Genomic DNA, 18,993 nt, shown 5'->3' with positions numbered 1-18,993 from the left:
GGGGAGGGTGTCATGACGAAGAATCGCTGGGCCATCGCGGCGGCCGGGACCATCGCGATGGCGTGCCTCGGGACGGTCTACTCCTGGAGCCTGTTCACGCAGCCGCTCATCGCGGCGTTCGGCTGGTCCAACTCGACGACCACCTGGGCGTTCGCCCTCGCCATCTTCTTCCTCGGCGTCGGCGCGATCATCGGCGGGCGCTGGCAGGACCGGCGGGGCCCGAGGCCGGTGGCGATCACCGGCGTGGTGCTCTGGGGCATCGGCAACGTCCTCGCCGGCCTCGGCACGGCGAAGCTCGGCGCGCCCTGGATCTACGTGACCTACGGCGTGCTCGGCGGGCTCGGGCTCGGGCTCGGGTACGTGACGCCCGTCGCGGCGGTGACCAAGTGGTTCCCCGACAAGCGCGGCCTCGGGAGCGGCATGGTGGTGATGGGCTTCGGCCTCGGCGCGTTCATCTACAACAACGTCCTCAAGTCCGTGCCGGCGTTCGCGGCGGTGTCGAAGGAGGCCGGGCAGGTGATCGCCGCGCGCGCGGGCGGCGCGACGGGGATGCTCTCCGCGGGCTCGGTCTCGACGCTCATGTCCACCTTCATCTGGTCCGGCGTCATCTACGCCATCATCGGCGGGATCTGCGCCTCGCTGGTGCGGAACCCGGCCGCCGCGGCCGCGCCGCTGCCGGCCTCGGCGCCGGCGGTACCGGCGGCGGCCGCGTCCACGACCACCGCGGCCGGCACCGCGCGCCCGACCGGCACGCCCACCGCGGCCCGCGACTACCCGTCGTCCGAGGCGCTCCGGACGCCGCAGTTCTGGGCGCTCTGGGCCATGCTGTTCCTGAACGTCACCGCGGGCATCCTCTTCATCTCCAACGCCGTGCCGATCATGCGCGAGCTCACCGGCGCAGCGCCGGCGACGGCGCTCGCGGTGTACGGCTTCATCGCGCTGTTCAACGGCCTCGGGCGCTTCTTCTGGGGCGCGGTGTCCGACCGGATCGGCCGGAACCTCGCCTACGTGCTCATCTACGGCACCCAGGTCGTGATCTTCTTCGTGGTCGGAGGCGTGCACGCGCTGCCCGCCGTCGCGACCCTGTTCGCGATCGTGCTCCTCGACTACGGCGGCGGGTTCGGGACGATGCCGTCGTTCACCGCCGACTACTTCGGCACCAAGTACATGGGCGTGAACTACGGGTGGATCCTGCTCGCGTGGGGCGTCGGCGGCATCGTCGGGCCGATCTTCGTCGCCCGGGTGAAGGACGTGACCGGGTCGTTCTCCGGCGCGCTGCCCATCATCGCGATCATGCTGCTCGTCGCGATGATCCTGCCCATCGTGACGCGGCGGCCGGGGACGGCGCGCGACCGCGAGCACCGGTGGCGGCACCTCATGCCGCCGCGCCGGGTGCACGCGTAGCTCGGGGCCGGGCGGGAGAGGGCCGGCGGCGCACCGCGCCCCGCCGGCCCTCGACGCCGGAGCCGGCGGGCCGCGCCCTACGGCGGGAGGACGGTGTCGCCGTACGACAGGTACCGGTCGACCGCCTGGGCCGCCTGCCGGCCCTCGCGGATCGCCCAGACCACGAGCGACTGGCCGCGGGACATGTCGCCGGCGGCGAAGATGCCGGGGACGCTCGTCATCTTGGTCGCGTCGGTCCACACGTTGCCGCGATCGTCGAGCTTCACGCCGAGCTGCTGGACCATGGGCTTCTCGGGGCCGACGAAGCCCAGCGCGAGGAGCACGAGGTCCGCCGGGATGATCCGGTCCGTCCCCGGGATCTCCTTCGGGCCGAAGCGGCCGTCGGGGCCCTTCGCCCACTCGACCTCGACGATGTGCAGCTCCTTCACGCGCCCGCTCGCGTCCCCGAGGAAGCGCTTCGTCAGCGCGCAGAAGCGGCGCGGGTCCTGGCCGAAGAGGGCCTTCGCCTCTTCCTGGCCGTAGTCGGTCTTGAGGACCTTCGGCCACTGCGGCCACGGGTTGTCGGCGGCGCGCACGTCCGGCGGGCGGGCCAGGATCTCGAGCTGCACGACGCTCTTCGCGCCGTGGCGGATCGAGGTGCCCACGCAGTCGGTCCCGGTGTCGCCGCCGCCGATGACGACGACGTGCTTCCCCTTCGCGGAGATGTACGTCCCGTCCGCGTGGTTCGAGTCGAGGAGCGACTTCGTGTTCGCGTGGAGGAACTCCATCGCGAGGTGGATGCCCTGCAGGCTGCGGCCCTCGACCGGCAGGTCGCGCGCCTGCGTGGCCCCGCCGCAGAGGACGACCGCGTCGTAGTCCTTCGGGAGCCGGTCGGCCGGGACGTGCTTGCCGATCTCGGTCTCGGTGACGAACCGGACGCCCTCGTCCGCCATGAGCTTCACGCGGCGCTCGACGACCTTCTTGTCGAGCTTCATGTTCGGGATGCCGTACATGAGCAGCCCGCCGATGCGATCGGACCGCTCGAACACGGTGACCGCATGTCCCGCGCGGTTGAGCTGCTGCGCCGCCGCGAGTCCGGCCGGCCCCGACCCGACGATGGCGACCCGCTTCCCGGTGCGCACCGGGGGCGGCTGCGGCTTCACGAGCCCCTTCTCGAAGGCGCGGTCGATGATCTCCTGCTCGATGAGCTTGATCGTGACCGGCGGCTCGTTGATGCCGAGCGTGCAGCTCCCCTCGCACGGCGCCGGGCACACGCGCCCGGTGAACTCGGGGAAGTTGTTCGTCTTCGCGAGGCGGATGTACGCCTCCTCCCACTGGCCGCGGTAGACGAGGTCGTTCCACTCCGGGATGAGGTTGTTCACCGGGCAGCCCGACGCCATGCCGGCGATGAGCTTCCCCGTGTGGCAGAACGGGATCCCGCAGTCCATGCAGCGGGCGCCCTGCTGGCGGAGGCTCTCCTCCGTGTACGGAGGGTGATCCTCGCCCCAGTCCTTGATGCGCTCCAGCGGAGACCGCTCGTGCTTCGGCTCCCGCGGGTACTCCATGAATCCGGTCGGCTTTCCCATATTTCCCGATTGCCCTGAGCCCTTCGACTTCGGGCCCGCTTCGCGTGCCCTACGCTCAGGGCAGGCGGAGTCGAAGAATGTCCTAGTTGCCGCCCACGCGGGCCTCGTCGTGCGCGTTCTCCTCGAACGCGGCCAGCTCCGCCTCCTCCGGCGAGAGCCCCTTCTCGCGCATCCGCGCCTGGGCCTCCAGCACGCGGCGGTAGTCGTGCGGGACGACGCGCACGAGCTTCGCCGCCGTGCCGCTCCAGTCGGAGAGCAGCTTGCGCGCGTACGTGCTCTCGGTGAGCGTCGCGTGCTGCTCCACGAGGGCGCGGACGTCGGCGAGCTCCGCCGGATCCTCGAGCTTCGAGAGGCCGACCATCTGCTTGTTGCAGCGGGTCGCGAACTGGCCGTCGCCGTCGAGCACGTAGGCGATGCCGCCCGACATGCCCGCCGCGAAGTTCCGGCCCGCCGGGCCGAGCACCACGACCTTGCCGCCGGTCATGTACTCGCACCCGTGATCGCCGACACCCTCCACGACGGCGGTCACGCCGGAGTTCCGGACCGCGAACCGCTCGCCGGCGAGGCCGCGGATGAAGACCTGGCCGCCCGTGGCGCCGTACAGCGCCACGTTGCCGACGATCATGTTGTCCTCGGGGACGTACGTCGCCTCGCGCGGCGGGAAGACCACGATGCGGCCGCCGGAGAGCCCCTTGCCGCAGTAGTCGTTCGAGTCGCCCTCGAGGACGAGGGTCATGCCCCGGGGGACGAACGCGCCGAACGACTGGCCCGCCGAGCCCCTGAAGTGGAACTGGATGGTGTCGTCCGGGAGGCCGGCGGGGCCGTAACGCCGCGTCACCTCCGAGCCGGTCATCGTGCCGACGACGCGGTTCGTGTTCCGGATCGGGAGCGTCGCGCGGACCGGCTTCTTCTGCTCGAGCGCCGGCTTCGCGAGGTCGAGCAGCACCGTGGCGTCCAGCGTCTTGTCGATCCCGTGGTCCTGCGGGATCTGGCAGGTCCGGCCGTAGTGCTTCGGCACCGTGGGCTTGAACAGGATCCGGCTGAAGTCGAGGTTCCGGGCCTTCCAGTGGTCGACGGCCCGGCGCATCTCGATCCGCTCGGACCGGCCCACCATCTCGTCGATGGTCCGGTACCCTAGCTCGGCCATGTACTCGCGGACCTCCTGCGCGATGAAGCGCATGAAGTTCACGACATGGGCGGGGTCGCCCATGAACTTGGCGCGGAGCTTCGGGTCCTGCGTCGCGACGCCCACCGGGCAGGTGTTGAGGTGGCAGGCGCGCATCATGATGCAGCCGAGCACGACGAGCGGCGCGGTGGCGAAGCCGAACTCCTCGGCGCCGAGGAGCGCGCCGATCACGACGTCGCGGCCGGTCTTCAGCTGGCCGTCCACCTCGACGACGATGCGCGAGCGCAGGTCGTTCATCACGAGCACCTGGTGCGTCTCGGCGAGGCCGAGCTCCCAGGGGATGCCCGCGTGCTTGATGGAGGTGAGCGGCGAGGCGCCCGTGCCGCCGTCGTGGCCGGAGATGAGCACCACGTCGGCGTGGGCCTTGGCGACCCCGGCGGCGATGGTGCCGACGCCGACCTCGGCCACGAGCTTCACGCTGATGCGCGCGCGGTGGTTCGCGTTCTTGAGGTCGTGGATGAGCTGCGCGAGGTCCTCGATCGAGTAGATGTCGTGGTGCGGGGGCGGCGAGATGAGGCCCACGCCCGGCGTCGAGTGCCGGACCTTCGCGATCCAGGGATAGACCTTCGAGCCGGGGAGCTGGCCGCCCTCGCCCGGCTTCGCGCCCTGGGCCATCTTGATCTGCAGCTCGCGGGCGTTGACGAGGTACTGGCTCGTCACGCCGAAGCGGCCCGACGCGACCTGCTTGATCGCCGAGTTCTTCGAGTCGCCGTTCGGGAGCGGCTCGTAGCGCGACGGATCCTCGCCGCCCTCGCCGGTGTTCGACTTGCCGCCGATGCGGTTCATCGCGACGGCGAGCGCCTCGTGGGCCTCCTTCGAGATCGAGCCGTAGCTCATCGCGCCGGTCTTGAAGCGGCGCATGATCGAGTCGACCGGCTCCACCTCGTCGACCGGCACCGGCTTCGCGCCAGGGAGCAGATCCATGAGGCCGCGCAGCGTCGCCAGGTCCTTCGACTGGTTGTCGACGAGGGCGGTGTACTCCTTGAACAGCTTGTAGTCGCCGGTCCGGCAGGCGAACTGCAGCTTGTGGATCGTCTCGGGGTTGAAGAGGTGGTGCTCGCCGCCGGCGCGGTACTTGTACTGGCCGCCCGCGGGCAGGCTCGTGTGGTAGATGGGCCGCTTCGGCGGGAAGCCGCGCTCGTTGCGGAGCCGGGCCTCCTTCGCGACCACGTCGATGCCGACGCCGCCGACGCGGGTCGCGGTCCAGGTGAAGTACTCGTCGATGAAGTCCTGGTTCAGGCCGATGGCCTCGAACACCTGGGCGCCGTGGTAGCTCTGGATCGTGCTGATCCCCATCTTGGAGATCACCTTCACGATGCCCTTGTTCACGGCCTTCACGTACTTCTTCTCGGCCTCGTAGGCGGGGCCGGGGATGAGGCCCTGCTTCACCTGATCGTGGATGGTCTCGAAGGCGAGGTAGGGGTTCACCGCCGACGCGCCGTAGCCGACGAGGAGCGCGAAGTGGTGCACCTCGCGCGGCTCGCCGGACTCGAGGACGAGGCCGATGCGCGTGCGCGTCCCCTCGCGGATGAGGTGGTGGTGCACCGCGGAGACGGCGAGGAGCGACGGGATCGGCGCGTCGTCCGCGTCGTGGCCGCGATCGGAGAGGATGATGATGTTCGCGCCCTCGGCGATGGACTCCGAGACCTTCCAGCGCACGTCCTCGAGCGCCTTGCGGAGGGCGGCGCCGCCGCCGCTCGCCTTGAACAGGATCGGGAGGGTGACCGCCCTGAGCCCCTTCGCGGCGAGCCCGCCGTCGAGGGCCCGGATCTTCTCGAGCTCCTCGTTCCGGACGACCGGCGTCGGGAGCGCGAGCTGGCGGGCGGACTCCGGCGTCGGCTCGAGGAGGTTGCCCTCCGGGCCGACGGCGGTCTCCACCGCCATGATGATCTCCTCGCGGATCGCGTCGACCGGCGGGTTCGTCACCTGCGCGAAGAGCTGCTTGAAGTAGCCGAACAGCGGCTGCGGCTTGTCGGAGAGGACCGCGAGCGGCGTGTCGGTGCCCATGGAGCCGATCGGCTCGGTGCCGTCGCTCGCCATGGGCGTGATGAGCATCTTCACGTCCTCGGCGGTGTAGCCGAAGACCTCCTGCCGCCGGAGCACCGTCTCGTGGTCCGGCTCGATGACCCGGGCCGGCTTCGGCAGCTCGTCGAGCCGCACGGTGTACTGCGAGACCCACTCCGCGTACGGCTGCTCCTTCGCGATCCGCTCCTTGAGCTCGTCGTCGGAGACGATCCGCTGCTCCTCCGTGTCGACGAGGAAGATCCGGCCGGGCTGGAGCCGCCCCTTCCTCAGGATCCTCTCGGGCGGGATGTCGAGGACGCCGACCTCCGACGCCATCACGACGAGGTCGTCCTTCGTCACGTAGTAGCGCGACGGGCGGAGCCCGTTCCGGTCGAGGACCGCGCCGACGCGGACGCCGTCGGTGAACGCGATGGACGCGGGGCCGTCCCACGGCTCCATGACGCACGAGTGGAACTCGTAGAACGCGCGCTTCGTCGGGCTCATCGTCTCGTGCCGGTTCCACGGCTCCGGCACCATCATCATCATGGCGTGCGGCAGCTCGCGGCCCGAGAGCGTGAGGATCTCGAGCACGTTGTCGAACATCGCCGAGTCGGAGCCCTCGGTGTCGACGACGGTGAGGATCTTCTGGAGGTCCGCGCCGAACAGCTTGGACTTCATCATCGACTGGCGCGCGTGCATCCAGTTGATGTTGCCCCGCAGCGTGTTGATCTCGCCGTTGTGGGAGATGTAGCGGTACGGGTGGGCGCGCGACCAGGACGGGAAGGTGTTGGTCGAGAAGCGCGAGTGCACCATCGCGAGGCCCGACACGACCGCCGGCTGGGCGAGGTCGAGGTAGAACTCGCGGAGCTGCCCCGCGTTCAGCATGCCCTTGTAGACGATGGTCTTCCAGGAGAGCGACGGGACGTAGAAGTGCGTCCGGCCCGGGATCGCCGAGCGGGACACCTTCTTCTCGACGCCGCGCCGGACGACGTACAGCTTGCGCTCGAAGGCGGCCTCGTCGGCGATGCCCGCGCCGCGCCCCACGAAGATCTGGCGGATGACCGGCTGGCTCGCCTTCGCCGTCGGGCCGAGGGCGCCGTTGTCGGTGGGGACGTCGCGCCACCCGAGGACGTGCTGGCCCTCCGCGCGGACGACCTCCTCGAAAGCGCGCAGGCACGCGTCGCGGCCGGCGGGGTTCGGCGGGAGGAACACCATGCCGGCGGCGTACGCGCCGGGCGCGGGGAGGCTCACGCCGGCCTTCTTCATCTCGGCGGCGAGGAACGCGTGCGGCGTCTGGAAGAGGATGCCCGCGCCGTCGCCCGTGTTCTTCTCGGCGCCGACCGCGCCGCGGTGCTCGAGGTTCACGAGCACCTCGAGCGCCTGCTCCACGATGTCGTGGGTCGCGCGGCCCTTGATGTCGACCACGAAGCCGAACCCGCAGGCGTCCTTCTCGTTCTGGGGATCGTACAGGCCCTGCCGCGGGGGATAGCCGGTCTCGCTCATTTCACCTTCGTCCTTCGGGAGAAGCAGTGCCCGGCCGCGCGCGAGGTCCGCGCCCGACCGATGCCATCGAGGGATGTTCGGGATGATTCACCCAGCGTTCCGCGGTACCGCCTCGGCCGGCACCGCGGGCGCCGCGTCCGGACCGCGGACGCGCGCACCACTCGTCTTCGAACATGGAAGGGTCAGTTTCCCCGACGCGATGCCCCATCGTCAAGCCCCGGTCCCTGCATCGTTTTTGGGCGAGGTGCCCGTTTTTCAGGCACGTCGCCCCGCCTCGCGGTTGCGGCGCCCCGCTCCGGGCGACAACGTCGATCCGGGAGGTTCGTCCGTGGAGTGGCCACCGCTCGAGTTGCCGATCCGGCCGCCGTACCCGCCCATGGAGGCGAAGCTCGCGGATGGGCTGCCCGCCGGCGAGGCATGGCAGTTCGAGCCGAAGTGGGACGGGTTCCGGTGTCTCCTCTTCAGGGACCGCGCGCAGGTCGCGCTCCAGTCGAAGGCCGGGCAGCCGCTCGGCCGGTACTTCCCCGAGCTCGTCGAGGCCGCCCGGGCGCTCCCGTTCGACCGGGTGGTGCTCGACGGCGAGATCCTGATCCCGTCGGAGGGCGGGTCCTCCTTCAACGCGCTCCTGCAGCGGATCCACCCGGCGGAGTCGCGCATCCGCCGCCTGGCGGCCGAGACGCCGGCGCGGCTCGTCCTGTTTGACGTCCTCGTCGATCCCGCGGGGCGCGACCTCACCGGCCGTCCCCTCGAGGAGCGGCGCGCCGCGCTCGAGGCGATCGCGCCCCGGCTGCCGACGTCGCTCGTCCTCTCGCCGGCGAGCCGCGTGCGCGCCGACGCGGAGGCCTGGCTCCGGGGCGCCCTCGGCACGGACGGCGTCGTCGCGAAGCCGCTCGGCCACCCGTACCGCTCCGGCGAGCGGGACATGGTGAAGGTGAAGCGGGAGGAGACGCTCGACGCCGTGGTGGGCGGGTTCCGGCGCGGGAAGGACGGCGGCGCGCCGGCCTCGCTCCTCCTCGGCCTCTTCGACGACGGCGGGCTGCTGCAGTACGTCGGCCACTCGACGCTCGGGCGCCGCGAGCGCGCCGTGTTCGCGCAGCTCCTCGAGCCGCTCGCCGAGCCGGAGGGCGACGCCGCGCGGCGGACCGGGCTCGGCTTCACCGGCGACGCACCGGGCGGCCCGTCGCGGTGGGCGCGCGATCGCTCGACCGAGTGGATCCCGGTGGCGCCCGTCGTGGTCGTCGAGGTGGCGTACCGGCACGCGTCGGAGGGCCGGCTCCGCCACGGCGCGCGGCTCGTCCGGCTCCGGCCCGACAAGGCGCCCGCGCAGTGCACGCTCGACGCCCTCGACCGCCGCGGCGGGGAGGCCGTGGCGGCCCCTCACGCTCCGTGAGCGTCGCGTCAGCGCCGCGCCCGGCCGGCGCCCCGGCGCGCCTTCGCCTGCACCGGCTGCATGAGCATCCCGCGCTCGTTCTCGTCCGCCGGGTAGCGTGCCGCGACGCGCGGCGTGGCGCCATCGAGCGTCTGGGCGCCCGCCCCCCGGAACAGCACCTCGATGCTGTTGGTCCCCGCAGGCAGGTCCTTCCCGAGGACGAACGCGGTCCCCGCCTCGCTCGGGACGACCGTCGCGAGGACCTTCGGGGCCCCGCTCGTCCCGCGCGCGGCGACCACGTATTCCTGCCCGCCGGGAGGCGCGACGAGGCCGTAGAGGTACACCTTCACGGCCTTCTCGCCGGGGTTCGCGATCGCGACCCCGCTCTCCGTCGCTTCGGGCGCGACGCCGTAGAAGACGCCGGTCGCCTGGCCGGCTGACTTGAGGATTCCCTCGTCGGCGCGGGCCTCGACGAGGAGCTTGTCCCGCTCGTCGATCGCCTTCTGAAGCTCCTTGCCCTGGGTGGCCGCCCGCTCGGCCTCCGCGCGGTAGCTGTCGGCCCGGGACACGGCGCTGAACGCCCAGACCGCGCCGCCGATGACGAGCGCGAGGATCGGGATGACGAGGAGCCAGACCTTCCTGTCGGAGGTCTCGCGATCGAGGACGCTGCCGAAGTTCACGGTTCGATCGTCTGCCATGCTCCAAAGGTAAGGACCCGTCGTCGCGGTTGAGGGCGTCCTCCTCGGCCGGGCAGACGCCGGCGCGACGCCCGCGCGCGAGCTGCGCGACCTTGCCGCAGGGCGCCCGGGAAGGGGCCCGCCAGCCGATTCGTTGTCGTGATGCGCCCGGATCGAGCCGACCCCAATCGTCCGAGCGCACTGTTTGCGTCGATCGTGGACCCCTCCGCTTTTCCTGCGGGCTTCCGGGGCGCTGGAGCACCGGATTGTCACAGATCACGCCAGGTTGCACCCCGGCCGCGGGGCACGCGGCTTGCTCGGCGGGGCGGTCACGGAGGTCATCGTGAATTCGAACGTGTCATCCCCCCGGACGGCGAGCGAGGCACCTGCGGCCCGCTCCGTCGCCGCTCACGAGGTGAAGGTCACCGCCGTGCTCGTGACCGGAGCCGTCCTCGTGGGCCTGCTGCTCCAGGTCTTCGTCCCGCCCGGCCCGCTCACGCTCGTCGCGGCGAGCGTGCTGGCGGGCGCCGTCGTGCTCGTCCTCTCGTTCGTGGTGCCGGGCCGGATCCGCGAGACGATCTCGGGGTTCCGCTTCACCTCCACGCTCCTGGTCGTGCTCGCGGTGATGGCGATCGGCGGGACCCTCATCCTCCAGGGGAAGCCCGCGGAGGAGTACGCGGCCCGGTACGGCGGGTTCGGGACGGCCATCGTCGCCCTCCGCCTCGACGACATCTTCCACGGCCTGCCCTTCGCGCTCGTGATGGCGCTCTTCGGCGCGGCGGTGATCTCCTCGGCGACGCTCCGCTGGCCCGTGAAGGCGCGGAACGCCGGCTTCTTCGTCTGCCACGTCGGCCTCATCACCTCGCTCGTCGGCGCGGGCGCGTCGACGCTGCTCGCGCGGCGCGGGATGGTCTGGCTGCCCGAGCGCGGGGAGTCCGCGAACGCGGTCGTCATCGAGAAGGGCCGTGACGCCGGGAAGCCGGCGCCGCTCGGGTTCGACATCCGCCTCGACCAGTTCGACCTCGACCGGTACGGCTCCGAGTACCGGATCGGCTTCTACTCGGCGGAGCCGGACGTCGACCAGCAGGGCCGCGCGGTGATGGCGACCCGCCTCAAGACCAGCTTCGACGCGTGCTCGGACGGGCTCAAGTGCGAGAAGCCGGACACGGCCCGCCACGTGCTGCCCGGCGGGGACACCTTCCGCGTGAAGGCCTGGTATCCGGACTACGCGCGCGTCGCGCGGCCGGAGGGGATCACGCACGGTACGCTCTCGAACCAGTGGCGGAACCCGGCCGCGCTCGTCGAGTGGACCGCCGGCGGCCGGACGCGCGAGGAGCTGGTGTTCGCGTCGCGCCCGCAGTGGCTCGTGGTGCAGCCGGAGCAGTCCGCGCTCATGTTCGAGAAGCGGCAGGAGGAGGCGAAGGCCTTCACCTCGCACGTGACGGTCACGCAGGGTGGCGAGATGCGCTCCGGCATCGTCACCGTGAACGCGCCGCTCACCGTCTTCGGCTGGACCTTCTACCAGAACTCGTACCAGCCGCCCGAGAAGGCCGGCCGCTACTACACCGGCCTCGAGGCGGTGCACGACCCCGGCGTGCCGTGGGTGTTCACCGGCTTCTTCCTCATCTGCGTCGGAGTCGCCTACATGTTCTACGTCGAGCCGCGGCTCAAGGGCCGCAAGTCCGCCCCCACCGCCGCGCCGTCGGACGCCGCCGCCGCCAGGGCCGCCTAGGAGACCCGAGACCCATGCTCCAGTACGTCCTCGCCGAGCACCCGTTCTTCGTCGCCACCGGCGCGCTGTACGCGGCCGCGATGGCCTTCTACGCGGCCGCCTGGAAGTCCACCAAGGAGCTCGTCGCGCGCGCCGGCACGGCGCTCCTCTGCGCGGCCCTCGTCCTGAACCTCGGCCTGATCGTGCAGCGCTGGATCGAGGCGGATCGCGCGCCGTTCAAGTCGTTGTTCGAGTCGCTGGTGTTCTTCGCCTTCAACATCGGCGTCGTCTACCTCGCCTTCGAGAAGCTCTACAAGACGCGGGTCCTCGGCGTCCTGGCGATGCTCCTCTCGTTCGGCGTCATCGCGTACTCGCTGTCGAAGTGGGACGCCGAGATCGTGAAGCTGCCGCCCGCGCTCCAGTCCGCCTGGTTCGTGCCGCACGTGATGGTCTACTTCGTGGGGTACGCCGCGGTGGCGCTCGCGTCGCTCCTCTCCGTCGTGCAGATCGTGAGCGAGCGGAAGGGCTACGGGGGGAAGATCCCGGGCCTCCACGCCGGCACGATCCTCACCGGCCAGGAGCTGGACCTCGAGAAGATGACGTACGAGCTCGTCCGCTTCGGGTTCGTGCTCCTCACCATCGGCCTCCTCGTCGGGTCGGTCTGGGCGAAGAGCGCCTGGGGCGACTTCTGGGTGTGGGATCCGAAGGAGAACTGGTCGCTCGTGACGTGGCTCGTCTACGGTGCGTACCTGCACCTCCGCCGCGTCCGCGGCTGGCGCGGCGAGCGCGCGGCGTGGCTCTGCCTCCTCGGGTTCTCGGTCGTGATGTTCACGTACCTCGGCATGAAGATGCTGCCCACCGCCGAGGCGAGCAACCACGTGTACTCCGGGTAGACGCGTTCCAGGGAGCGCGCGGACCGCAGCCCGCGCCTCCGAGCCGCCTGGCCGACGGGGCCGGGCGGCTTTTTTTCTTTCCTCGGGGCGGGAGCCGCGGCGCGAGACGGGCGCCGCGGCGTCGGCTACTTCGCCTGCAGCTCGCGGAACGCCTCGTCGATCGAGGCGCGGCGGCGGCCGGACACGCCGCTCCGGTACTCCTTCAGCCGGTACTGGATCTTCCGGACCGACACGCCGAGGATCTCCGCCGCGCGCGCCGTCGAGCCGTTGCACTGCTCGAGGGTGCGGAGGATCGCCTCGCGCTCGATCTCGAAGAGGGTGGCACCGGGGATGAGCGCGGACGCACCGCTCTCCTCGGGCCTCCCGCCGTAGAGGACCGGCGACAGGTCCTCGCCGGCGATCTCCTTGCCGTGCGCGGCGGCGACGGCCCGCTCCACCACGTTCGCCAGCTCGCGGACGTTCCCCGGCCAGTCGTAGGCGAACAGGGCGGAGAGAGCGCCCGGCGTGACGCCCACGAGCTCCTTCCCCTGCTCGCGCCCGAACGTCTCGATGAAGTGGTTCACGAGCGCGGGGATGTCGCCCTTCCGCTCGCGCAGCGGCGGGAGCGGGATCGAGACGACGTTCAGGCGGTAGTAGAGGTCGTCGCGGAACCGCCCCGCGCGGACCTCCTCCGCGAGATCGCGCTGGGCGCCGGCGACGACGCGGACGTCGACCTTGATCGTCTCCGCGCCGCCGAGGCGCTCGAGCTCGCCCTGCTGAAGGACGCGGAGGAGCTTGACCTGGAGCGCCAGCGGCAGGCGGCCGACCTCGTCGAGGTAGAGCGTTCCGCCGTCCGCCTGCTCGAGGCGGCCCTCGTGGCGCTCGTCGGCGTCGGCGAACGCGCCGCGCTCGTGGCCGAACAGCTCGGAGTCGAGCAGCACCTCGGACAGCGCGGCGCAGTTCACGCGGACGAAGGGGCGGTCGCGGCGGGGGGAGGACTCGTGCAGCGCCTGCGCGACGTGCTCCTTCCCGGTGCCCGCCTCGCCGATGACGAGGACCGTGGCCTTCGTCGGCGCGACGCGCCGGACGACCTCCATCACCTGCTGCAGCTCGGCGGCGGACCCGACGAGCGCGACGCGCGCGCGGGCCTGCTCGCGGAGCTTCGCCCGATCGCGCCGGAGGCGGCGCTTCTCGAGGGCTTTCTCGAGCACCACGTACGCCTGCGCCGGATCGAGGGGTCGCACGAGGAAGCTCTCGGCGCCGGCGCGGAGCGCGGCGACGGCGGCGTCGATCTCGGCGGGCGGCGTCGAGACGACGACCGCCGCGTCGGAGCCGAGCTCCTTGAGGCGCGCGAGCAGCATGGGACCGCTGCAGTCCGGCAGCGTCGCGTCGGCGAGGACGGCGCCCGGGCCGAAGCTCGGGACGAGGGCGAGGGCGCTCTCGGCACTCACCGCCTCGACCGCGTCGAAGCCGCGCTCGCACAGGGCGGCCCGGAGGGCGGCACCGTCGAGTGGGTTGCCGTCGATGACGAGGATGCGTTCGCGCTTCATTGGACCCCATGCGGGCATAGCAAGCGCCATACCTGGGTTAAGCGCGTGTTTGCGTGCACGAATTGCGCTCGGGTGAGGCGGCGATCCGGGCCGATCGGGGCCGCCCGAGAACAACCCCCGGTTTCGTGACGTATTTCCGGGTCCTCCGGCACCGCGGACGCGGAGGCCGCCGCGGAGGCCTTGCGGGGCCCGCATTCCGTGCGGCTGCGCGCCGGAGCCGCGGCTCGCGCGCGTTGACCGGGAGGCGGGCAGCGAATATGGACGCCGCCATGGAGCGGACCTGGCTCGGCGCCCGGATCGAGCTCGTCGTGGGCGACATCACGCGGCTCGCCGTGGACGCGATCGTGAACGCGGCGAACGCCTCGCTGCTCGGCGGCGGCGGGGTCGACGGCGCCATCCACCGCGCCGCCGGGCCGGAGCTCCTCGCCGAGTGCCGTACGCTCGGCGGCGCGCGGACCGGAGAGGTGAAGGCCACCGGCGGCCACCGCCTGCCGGCGCGCCACGTGTTCCACGCCGTCGGGCCGGTGTGGCGGGGCGGGAGCGGCGGGGAGGACGCCCTCCTCGCGTCGTGCTACCGCGAGGCGATGCGGCTGGCCGCCGAGCGCGGCGTCGTGAGCATCGCGTTCCCCTCGATCTCGACCGGCATCTACGGCTTCCCGATCGAGCGCGCGGCGCCGATCGCCGTGCGCGAGGTGCGGCGCGCGCTGGAGGCGCCGACGACCGTCACGCGCGCGGTGTTCTGCTGCTTCTCCGCGCCGGACCGGGCGGTGTACGAGCGCGCGCTCGACGCCGTCGCCGGCCCGTAGGGTCTCACCACCGCGCGCGGCGCCGGGCGAGCGCGCCGCCGAGGAACGCGAGCGCGGCGAGGCCCGCCGCGGCGCGCGCGACGGTGAGACCGATGGAGCGCGGGCGCCGCCGGCGCGCCCACGCCCCGGGATCCGCGACCGGCGCGGGCTCCTGCGCGAGCCGCAGCGCCTCCGCGAGGTGGAGCGCACGCCGTCCGGTGCCCTGCTCGATCTGCGTCCGGCACGAGAACCCGTCGGCGAGGAGCAGCTCGGTCGGCGGCGCGCGGCGGACGGCCGGGAGCAGCGCGCGCTCGCCGCAGGCGACCGAGACCTCGTGCCGGTCGCCGGCCTCGAAGCCGAACGAGCCCGCCATCCCGCAGCACCCCTCCTCCGGCCGTTCCACCTCGAGGCCGAGCCGGGAGAGCACGCGCTGCTCGGCGTCCTCCCCGAGCACCGCGTGGTGGTGGCAGTGGAGCTGGAGGAGCGCCTTCCGGTCGAGGCGCCCCACCGGGAACCCCGGATCGGAGTCGACGAGCTCGGAGAGGACCTCGACCTGGCGCGACACCGCGATGGCCCGCGGATCGTCGGGGAAGAGCTGCAGGGCCTCGTCGCGGAAGACCGCGGCGCACGACGGCTCGAGGAAGAGGATGGGCCGCCCGGCCATCGCTGCCGGGTAGAGCGCGTCGAGGCTCCGGTCGAGCATGCGCCGCGCACGGTCGAGCATGCCGTAGTCGTAGAGCGGGCGGCCGCAGCAGAGCCGGCGCCGGGGCAGCTCGACCGCCCAGCCGGCGCGCTCGAGGACCTCGACCGCGGCGGTGCCGACCTCCGGGTGGAAGAAGTCGGTGAACGTGTCGGCGAAGAGGACCGCGCGGCGGTCCTCCGGGACCCTCGCGGAGGGCGTGGGGCCGCGCGCCGCGAACCAGCGGCGGAGCGTGATCGGCGCGAACCGGGGGATCCGTCGCGCGGGGGCCATGCCGGCGGCGGCCTTCGCGAGCGCCGAGAGGCCGGGCGTCGCGCCGACCGCGTTCACGAGCCCGGGGACGAGCGCCGCGAGCCGCGCCCACCACATGACGAGGCCGAACGCGTACGCGGACCGCGGCCGGAGCTTCCCCTCGTACCGATGGGCGAGGAACTCCGCCTTGTACGTCGCCATGTCCACGTTCATCGGGCAGTCGCTCTTGCACCCCTTGCACGACAGGCAGAGGTGGAGCGCGTCCTCGACCTCGCGCGCCTGCCACCCGCCCTTCACCGGGTCGCCCACGAGCATCTCGTGGAGCATCCGGGCCCGGCCGCGCGTCGAGTGCGTCTCCTCGTGCGTCGCGCGGTAGCTCGGGCACATCACGCCACCGGACTCGCGGCGGCACTCGCCGACGCCGACGCAGCGGAGCGCCGCGCGCCCGAACGACCCCGAGTCGTCGGGGTAGCGGAACCACGTGCGCGGCCGGACCTCGTGGAAGCCGGGTCCGAGCCGGAGGTTCACGTCGTTCGGGTAGGGGTCGACCACCTTCCCCGGGTTCATCTTCCACGCGGGGTCCCAGATGCGCTTGTAGCTGCGGAACGCCTCGACGAGCTCTGGCCCGAACATCCGGACGAGCAGCTCGCCGCGGGACTGGCCGTCGCCGTGCTCGCCCGAGAGCGAGCCGCCGAAGGAGACGACCAGGTCCGCCGCGTCCATCGTGAAGTGGTGGTACTTCTCGACCCCGGCGCGCGTCGCGAGGTCGAAGGTGATGCGCGTGTGGATGCAGCCCTGGCCGAAGTGGCCGTAGAGCGCGCCCTGGTACCCGTACTTCTCGTAGAGCGCGTGGAGCTTGCGGAGGTAGGGGCCGACCTTGTCCGGCGGCACCGCCGAGTCCTCCCAGCCCTCCCACGTGTCGCGCTCGCCGGGGACGCGCGCGCTCGCGCCGAGGCCGGCCTCGCGGATCTTCCAGACCACCCGCTCCTCGTCGCGATCCTCGTAGAGCTTCATCTGCGGCGCGCCCGAGCCGCGCCCGAGCCCGTCCATCGCCTTCCGCGCGTTCGCGACGGCGTCGTCGCGGTCCGCCCCGCCGAACTCGACGAGGAGCCAGCCCTTCCCGCCGGGGAGCAGGTGCAGCCGCTCCTCGTGGAGGTGCTTCCGCTTCATGTCCTCGACGAGCATCTCGTCCATCGCCTCGAGCCCGATGGGGCCGAACCGGCGGACCTCGGGGACGTGGTCGGCGGCGGCGTAGATGTCCGGGTAGCCGAGGACGACGAGGGCGCGGCCGGGCGGGCTCTCGACGAGCCTCACCTCGGCCTCGAGGATCACGACCAGGGTCCCCTCCGAGCCGACCAGGCCCCGGGCGACCTGGAAGCCGTTCTCCGGCAGCAGGTTGTCGAGGTTGTAGCCCGAGACGCGGCGCGGGATGTGCGGGTAGCGGGCGCGGATCAGGTCTGCATACCGGTCGCGCAGGTCGGCGCAGGCGCGGAGGATCCCGCCGAGGCGGCCGCCCTGCCGCTCCGCCGCGGCGAGCGCGGCGGCGTCGGTGGGGCCGACCCACGCGTCCAGGCCGTCGTAGGTCAGGATCCGGAGCCGCTCCACGTTGTCCGCCGTCCGCCCGGCCATCATCGAGTGCACGCCGCAGCTGTCGTTCCCGAGCATGCCGCCGAGCGTGTTGTGGTTGTGCGTGGCAGGATCGGGGCCGAAGGTGAGGTGGAACCGCTCGGCGGCGTCGCGGAGCGTGTCGAGGACGATGCCGGGCTCGATCCGGGCGACGCGCCGGTGCGGGTCGAGGGCGCGGATCGCGCGGAGGTGCTTCGAGAAGTCGATCACCACCGCGACGTTGCAGCACTCGCCGGCGAGGCTCGTCCCGCCGCCGCGCGAGAGGACCGGGGCGCCGTGGCGCCGGCAGATCGCCACCGCCGCGATCACGTCCTCGACGGATCGCGGAACGACCACGCCGATGGGGACCTGGCGGTAGTTGGACGCGTCGGTGGCGTAGAGCGCGCGTCCCTCGGAGTCGAAGCGGACCTCCGCGTCGGTCTCGCGCGCGAGGTCGGCGGCGAGGGCGCGGGCGGCCTCCGCCGGGAACGGCCGGTCGGAGCCGTACGGGATCTCCTCGGCGCGGACGCGGCGCGAGGGCATCGCGGACGGGCCGATGCCCGGGACGGTGAAGCGATCCTGGCCCTGCGCTCCCGGCACCTGCATCTCGGCCCCCTCCCTCTTCGACGCCCGACCCGAACGCGAACCCGCATCCCGTCCCCGTGGCCCGGAACCCGCGTCCCCTGGCCCCGTCACCCCGAACCGCCCGCCGTCACGCCACCCGGTACCGCTCCGCCTCCGACCGCTTCAGCTCGAGCCCGAAGCCCGGCCGGTCCCGCTGCGGCGCGAGCAGCCCGTCCCGCGGCTCCGGCGCGCCCTCGAGCAGCATCCGCTCGATCCGCACGTGGTCGTGGAACCACTCCGCGTGCAGCGCGGTCTCCGCCGCGGAGAGCGGCGCGGCGTGCAGCGCCGGGGCGCAGTGCGACGAGAGCGGGATCGCGAACGCCGCCGCCACCGCCGCGGCCGCGAGGAACCCGGTGACGCCGCCGCAGCGGGTCATGTCCGCCTGGAGCACGTCCACCGCGCCCGCCTCGAGCATGCGCCGGAAGTACTGCGCGTCGTGGCCGTACTCGCCGGCGGCGACGTCCATCCCGGGCGGCGCCCGATCGCGGATGAGCCGCAGGCCGGCGAGATCGTCCGAGGAGACCGGCTCCTCGAGCCAGGTGACGCCCTCGCCCGCGAAGATCCCGGCGAGCGCGAGCGCCTGCTTCCGCGAGTAGGCGCCGTTCGCGTCGACGAACAGCCCCGCGCTCCCGATCGCCGCGCGCGCCGCGCGGACGCGCGCGGGATCCGCGCGCGCGTCGCGGCCGACCTTCATCTTCACGGCCCGGAGCCCCTGCGAGGCCCACCCGCCGAGCTGCTCCTGCAGCTCCGCCTCCGTGTAGGAGCAGAACCCGCCGCTCCCGTACACGGGCACCGCCGCGTGGGCGCGCCCGAGCAGCACCGCGAGCGGCTGCCGGAGGAGCTTCGCCTTCAGATCCCAGAGCGCCGCGTCGACGGCGGAGAGCGCCATGCCCCCCGCGCCGGGCCCGCCGACGTTCCGGATCGCGCGCCGCATCGCGCGGTGGGCGGCGGGCGGGTCGAGCGCGTCCGCGCCCCGGACCGCCGCGGCGAGGACGCCGGTCGCGATGCCGGTGACGCTCGCGTCGGCGTAGGTGTAGCCGAAGCCGCGCGCCCCCCCGCCCTCGACCTCCACGGCGACGAGCGTCGTCGAGTCCCAGGCGATCGTCCCGTCCGACTCGGGCCGATCCGTCGGGACGCGGTACGCCGCCGCGGACAGCGCCTCCACGCTCGCGACCGCTCGCGCCAC

Annotated in this window: 11 protein-coding genes; 5 read left to right on the top strand and 6 right to left on the bottom strand. The window is 72.5% G+C overall.

Annotated features, from left to right (window positions below):
* Window positions 1-12 precede the first annotated feature (12 nt).
* On the top strand, window positions 13-1,404 hold the full coding sequence (locus tag AMOR_RS17535) for an OFA family MFS transporter (RefSeq protein ID WP_248352884.1): 1,392 nt from the start codon (window positions 13-15) through the stop codon (window positions 1,402-1,404).
* Between the two features lie 77 nt (window positions 1,405-1,481).
* Here AMOR_RS17535 and AMOR_RS17530 read toward each other — a convergent pair whose 3' ends face one another.
* Both AMOR_RS17530 and gltB read right to left on the bottom strand, forming a co-directional pair.
* A complete protein-coding gene (locus AMOR_RS17530; RefSeq protein ID WP_248352882.1) occupies window positions 1,482-2,969 on the bottom strand; it encodes a glutamate synthase subunit beta in 1,488 nt (495 codons plus the stop codon).
* Window positions 2,970-3,051: 82 nt separating this feature from the next.
* A complete protein-coding gene (gene gltB, locus AMOR_RS17525; RefSeq protein WP_248352880.1) occupies window positions 3,052-7,662 on the bottom strand; it encodes a glutamate synthase large subunit in 4,611 nt (1,536 codons plus the stop codon).
* A 328-nt stretch (window positions 7,663-7,990) separates the two neighbouring features.
* On the opposite strand from gltB, the gene AMOR_RS17520 reads away from it, so the two are divergent.
* Entirely contained in the window at window positions 7,991-9,052 is a 1,062-nt protein-coding gene (locus tag AMOR_RS17520) for an ATP-dependent DNA ligase (RefSeq protein ID WP_248352878.1), read from the top strand.
* Between the two features lie 8 nt (window positions 9,053-9,060).
* Here AMOR_RS17520 and AMOR_RS17515 read toward each other — a convergent pair whose 3' ends face one another.
* The gene (locus AMOR_RS17515; protein WP_248352876.1) at window positions 9,061-9,729 is read right to left on the bottom strand and encodes a hypothetical protein; all 669 of its coding nucleotides are present in this window, start codon (window positions 9,727-9,729) and stop codon (window positions 9,061-9,063) included.
* A 322-nt stretch (window positions 9,730-10,051) separates the two neighbouring features.
* Here AMOR_RS17515 and AMOR_RS17510 point away from each other — a divergent pair, with 322 nt between their 5' ends.
* Both AMOR_RS17510 and ccsB read left to right on the top strand, forming a co-directional pair.
* Window positions 10,052-11,440 carry a cytochrome c biogenesis protein ResB gene (locus AMOR_RS17510; protein WP_248352874.1) on the top strand — a complete coding sequence of 463 codons (1,389 nt, stop codon included), beginning with the start codon at window positions 10,052-10,054 and terminating at the stop codon, window positions 11,438-11,440.
* Window positions 11,441-11,454: 14 nt separating this feature from the next.
* Complete coding sequence (gene ccsB / locus AMOR_RS17505) at window positions 11,455-12,312, top strand: c-type cytochrome biogenesis protein CcsB (protein ID WP_248352872.1); 858 nt, start codon at window positions 11,455-11,457, stop codon at window positions 12,310-12,312.
* Window positions 12,313-12,437: 125 nt separating this feature from the next.
* Here the strand turns inward: ccsB and AMOR_RS17500 are convergent, their stop codons facing one another.
* Entirely contained in the window at window positions 12,438-13,841 is a 1,404-nt protein-coding gene (locus tag AMOR_RS17500) for a sigma-54-dependent transcriptional regulator (RefSeq protein WP_248352871.1), read from the bottom strand.
* A 269-nt stretch (window positions 13,842-14,110) separates the two neighbouring features.
* On the opposite strand from AMOR_RS17500, the gene AMOR_RS17495 reads away from it, so the two are divergent.
* Window positions 14,111-14,647: an O-acetyl-ADP-ribose deacetylase gene (locus tag AMOR_RS17495; protein WP_248362546.1), complete on the top strand. Its 537-nt coding sequence runs from the start codon at window positions 14,111-14,113 to the stop codon at window positions 14,645-14,647.
* Between the two features lie 4 nt (window positions 14,648-14,651).
* On the opposite strand, the gene AMOR_RS17490 is transcribed toward AMOR_RS17495, so the two are convergent.
* Together AMOR_RS17490 and AMOR_RS17485 are read right to left on the bottom strand one after the other, a co-directional pair.
* A complete protein-coding gene (locus tag AMOR_RS17490) occupies window positions 14,652-17,789 on the bottom strand; it encodes an FAD-binding and (Fe-S)-binding domain-containing protein (protein ID WP_248352870.1) in 3,138 nt (1,045 codons plus the stop codon).
* Window positions 17,790-17,895: 106 nt separating this feature from the next.
* Window positions 17,896-18,993, bottom strand: coding sequence for an enolase C-terminal domain-like protein (locus tag AMOR_RS17485; RefSeq protein ID WP_248352869.1), 1,098 nt, complete (start codon window positions 18,991-18,993; stop codon window positions 17,896-17,898).

This window comes from Anaeromyxobacter oryzae (assembly GCF_023169945.1).
Taxonomy (GTDB): domain Bacteria; phylum Myxococcota; class Myxococcia; order Myxococcales; family Anaeromyxobacteraceae; genus Anaeromyxobacter; species Anaeromyxobacter oryzae.
The sequence above is the reverse complement of the archived record's forward strand: the minus strand, read 5'-3'. Positions and strand labels throughout refer to the sequence as shown.